Genomic DNA, 4130 nt, shown 5'->3' with positions numbered 1-4130 from the left:
TATAGTTTCTTTGACAGAGAATGCGAAAACGAAACGATAATTTGGTTGAGCGTTTCTAACGTTCGGCGCTTTTGCACTTGTCGCCTGAGGCAGGATACCGGGCTGCGGCCCGCTTGTCCCTGGCTAGAGGCAAGCGGGCAACTCTGATAGGGAATTTCCGGCACGGATTTGGGCGGGATGGGCGATGTCGGGCGCAGTCGGCAATGGCGATTGAAATAAAAGAACTCGCGATCACCTATTATCCCATCCCGAAGAGTGGCAGCAGCAGCGTCAAATATGCGCTTATGGCGCTCGACGGAAAGGAAGGCTCGCTCTCCGGGTTCGACCCCGACAATGACGTTCACGGCCATTTGGGGACAAACTACGTCGACCCTTTCTTTCCCACATATGACGGACACAAGGGCCGGTTCACGATCGTCCGCGATCCCCTGGAGCGGCTTCTCTCCGCCTATTCCAGCAGGATCTCCGACACTCGGGTTCTGACCAGACCGGACGTGGATAAGGAGAAGCTTGAAAGGCTCGGCATTCCGGTCGATCCGGACTTCGATACGTTCATTTTCAACATCGAGAAATACTGCGCCTGCTCCTGGGAGATCCAGTTCCACGTGGCGTCGCCGCGCTATTTTACCGGCTGCAGCCTGTTCCTCTTCGAACATGTCTTCAAATTCGAGCAGATGGACAGAGTGGAGGCGTTTCTATCCTCTGTAAGCGGACGGGTATTCGACCTGCCACGGCTGCAGGTCGGCGGCGGGAAAATCAGCCCTTCGGACCTGTCGCCGGCGGCGTTGGCCAAGGCGATGCGGTTTTGCCGCTACGACTATGGATTTCTCGTCGATTACTACGATCCGCAAAAATGGGGAGGCATTCCTGAAGGCGATGCCGATGATCCCTCGACGCTGCATGTTTTCGGCGATCCGGGAGCCTTGCGCGATGGCCGGATCATCTACCCCCGAACACCGCGCAATCTCTTTCGCTTCATGTCCAAGCGCTCGCTTATCGAGCCGAGGATAATTCTCTAGCTGCCGGTCTGTGCCGGTTATCCGTCAGCACCTTCGGCGTTCACCACATGCTCTTCGAATTGGGGCAGGTCGTCGGTGATTGCGAACCACTTCGCCTTGGAGCCGACAAAGATGTGATGCGTCGGGCGGATAGCCGGCTCGTCGACGAGGGTTCCCATGGCGACGTGCACGAAAGCGCCGTCGCGGACGACCGAATAGAGCAATGAGCCGCAGGTCTTGCAATGGGTGTCATGGACGGTCTCCTCGCCGAAGATCAGGAGATTGTCCTCGCCTTTGGTCAGGCTCAGCCTCTCACGCTCGATGCCGGCAAACGGCTTGAAGGCGGAACCGGTGGTGCGCCGGCAGTTCGAGCAGTGGCAATTCGCAGCGTAGATGAACTCGTCGGCCACGGCGTATTGCACGGCGCCGCACAGGCACTTTCCGGCAAGCATGCGGTTGCCGGCATTCTCCTGGCTTGTCACGGGCTTCTCCATTTTAGCGGTGACCAGCTTGAACTAAGCGACCACGGTCAGCCGGCGCCTGCGCTCGTCGAGCGACACGATGGTCAGCCCGCTGGCCACCACCAGAAGAATGCCGCCGATCGCCAGCGCGTTCGGGAATTGCTGGAACACCACCAGACCCGAAATAACCGCCCAGACCGTGAAGCAGTAGTAGAACGGCGCCACCACGCCGGTTAGCCCGACGCGATAGGCCATGAAGATGAAGAAGTGGCCGAAGATCAGGAACAACCCGGCCCCGGCCATCAGCAGCAGATGATGCGTCTCGGGCATCACCCAACGCTCCGACACCAAATGCGCGACGCCTGAGCCGACCAGCACCACCACCACCGCGGAAATAGCGACGATCATTCCAGGCACGTCGGCGGCGACCCGCCGCCCGGCGAGATCGCGCGCGGCGGCGAATGCCGCGTTGCCGAGCGCCAGCGAGGCGTAGACCGAGATACCCTGCATGGTCGGCTGCGCCACCATCACCGCTCCGATGAAGCCGAGCCCGATCAGCGCCATGCGCAGCCCCCCGATCCGTTCGCGAAACAGGACAGAGGAGCCAATCAGCATGAGCAGGGGAGTGATCTGCCCCAAGGCGGTCGAATCGGCGATCTGCATGTTGGCGAGCGCCACCACGTAGCAAAGGATTGCCGCCAGCTCGAACAGGTTTCTCCGCAACACTCTTCTTTCGAGGATTAGCGGGATCTGCTTGGCGTAGCCCAGCGCAAACAGCAACGGGATGCCCCACAGCGTCGCCGCCGTCCCGCGTAGAAACAGCACCTCATAGGGTGGCAGCCCCACCGTCGCCAGCTTCATCATCGTGTCGTTGACGACATAGGACCCGGTCGAGAGGATCATGAACAGCGGGCCGCGGATGGCGATCGGAATGAAATGCATTGGATCAGGAAATCAGACCTGGTTAATGGCGGCAATGGGCGCCAACGGGCAAGGGAGCAGGATTGCTTCAGTTCGCGCGGGCCATTCCGGCCCGCGAAACCGCCGGACGTATCGGGACCGCATAAACCTGCAATGCACGGCCGATCACCAGGCTGAGCACGAGCAGCGCCGAGAAGAACGCGGTGGGAGCGTATTGCGAGGGACCGCAGCCGACCAGAATGCCTGCAGCGATCACGACGGCGCTCTCTTTCGCCGAAAAGCCTGTTTTCCCCAGAAACACCAGCGGAACGGCGAGGGCTACGAAATCGTAGATGAACGCGTACGGCGAGCCGAGGATCGTCGCCGTCGCGAGAGCTGCTGCCTTGACATGGAAAGCTCCTTTTTGAAGCCATAGCCAGATGATGCCGCCGCTCAGGGCTGCGATGAGAAAACCCTGCGCGACCCATGCGGTCGTCAAGCTTCCGCCAAGCGCGCGGACAAAGCCATAGAGGCTTTGAAGCTTTGAAAAATCGGCCCTGCCGTCGACGAGGATCATCCCGTTTATCTTGGCGGCGGTGTCAAAGAAGTCGGACCAGATCTGCGTGCCGAAAACGGCGATGGAAAGCACGGCCATTGCAGTGGCGGAAATGGTGGCCCATCCGATGACCCGCCAATAGCCTCCAGCGATGAGGGCAACGGGTATGATTAGACCGAACTGCGGCTTGTAGGTAAGCAGGCCGAAGAAGAGGCCGGCGAGCGCCGGGCGTTTTTCAATCGATGCGATAGCTGCGCCAAGCAGGGCGGCGGTGACGAAGCCGTTTTGCCCGACCGCTGTGTTCCAAAGCACGGGAGGCCAGGCCATGGCTGCCAGAACCGCAAGGCGTGTCTCCCCGATCAGCCGTATGGCAAAGGCATAGAACGTTATCCCGAATGCCATCCACGAAACCAACGCGGCGGGATAAGACACCAGCGCCAATGCTGCGGTCACCAGCAGGAAAGTTGGAGGATATTGCCAGGAATAATAGCCATTGAAAACGGCGCCGCTTTCAGCGGACGAGATGCTCTTGTGTATTTCCAAGTTATAGGCATCGGCTGCGTGGCCTTGCAGAACAAACTTGCCAGCGCCCCAAAATGCCAGGAAATCGGTGGCGATTGGCTGTCCGTTCGCGTCGAACAGCCAATCGCCAATCAATACCGCGATGACAAGCACGCAGAGATAGGCAAATATCAAGCCGCAGACGGCGAGATAGATAAGACGTTGCAGGTTTTTTCCTGCCGTGATGTCGGCTATCCGCATGGTGCCCCGTTTGCCCGCGCCGCAAGGTGCCCGGGCGTTATCTTGCCCCCGTTTTCATTAAGAGTTTGTGTCGCGACTGGCCGCGGTGGTGTCCGTCTTACATTTGCGTCGCCTCATTCCCATATCGGCGTCACATCCCTGAAATCGGATCATGGGTTCGGGATCGAGTGAAAATGCGTTCGGCCACAAGGCACTTGTGTTTTTCGGCCGTAGTCGCTAATCGCCCCGCATTCGACTGAACTGAAGGTCCAAGCCGTCCAAGGAAAGAGACTATGGCAAAAGGTAAATTCGAGCGTACAAAGCCTCATGTGAACATTGGCACGATTGGCCACGTCGATCATGGCAAGACGTCGTTGACGGCGGCGATCACCAAGTATTTTGGCGAATACAAGCGCTACGACCAGATTGATGCGGCGCCTGAGGAGAAGGCGCGCGGCATCACCATCTCGACGG

At 59.1% G+C, this 4130-nt stretch carries 5 protein-coding genes; 2 read left to right on the top strand and 3 right to left on the bottom strand.

Features of this window, described 5'->3' with window-relative positions:
• Window positions 1-203: 203 nt before the first annotated feature.
• Window positions 204-1019 carry a sulfotransferase family 2 domain-containing protein gene (locus EOC93_RS32795; RefSeq protein WP_127206684.1) on the top strand — a complete coding sequence of 272 codons (816 nt, stop codon included), beginning with the start codon at window positions 204-206 and terminating at the stop codon, window positions 1017-1019.
• Between the two features lie 17 nt (window positions 1020-1036).
• Here the strand turns inward: EOC93_RS32795 and EOC93_RS32790 are convergent, their stop codons facing one another.
• The 3 genes from EOC93_RS32790 to EOC93_RS32780 all read right to left on the bottom strand — a co-directional run bounded on the left by EOC93_RS32790 (window position 1037) and on the right by EOC93_RS32780 (window position 3677).
• Complete coding sequence (locus EOC93_RS32790) at window positions 1037-1450, bottom strand: GFA family protein (RefSeq protein ID WP_245461601.1); 414 nt, start codon at window positions 1448-1450, stop codon at window positions 1037-1039.
• Between the two features lie 63 nt (window positions 1451-1513).
• A complete protein-coding gene (locus tag EOC93_RS32785; protein ID WP_127206682.1) occupies window positions 1514-2401 on the bottom strand; it encodes a DMT family transporter in 888 nt (295 codons plus the stop codon).
• 67 nt (window positions 2402-2468) lie between these two features.
• The gene (locus tag EOC93_RS32780; RefSeq protein ID WP_127206681.1) at window positions 2469-3677 is read right to left on the bottom strand and encodes a glycosyltransferase family 87 protein; all 1209 of its coding nucleotides are present in this window, start codon (window positions 3675-3677) and stop codon (window positions 2469-2471) included.
• A 272-nt stretch (window positions 3678-3949) separates the two neighbouring features.
• Between EOC93_RS32780 and EOC93_RS32775 the strand changes: the two genes are divergently transcribed.
• Window positions 3950-4130 (top strand): GTP-binding protein (locus EOC93_RS32775; RefSeq protein WP_245461600.1); only part of this gene is annotated, 181 nt, incomplete at its 3' end.

It is taken from the genome of Mesorhizobium sp. M6A.T.Ce.TU.002.03.1.1 (assembly GCF_003997275.1).
GTDB classification, from domain to species: Bacteria; Pseudomonadota; Alphaproteobacteria; order Rhizobiales; family Rhizobiaceae; genus Mesorhizobium; species Mesorhizobium mediterraneum.
Note: the sequence above shows the minus strand (reverse complement) of the source record. Positions and strands in the feature narration are given on the sequence as shown.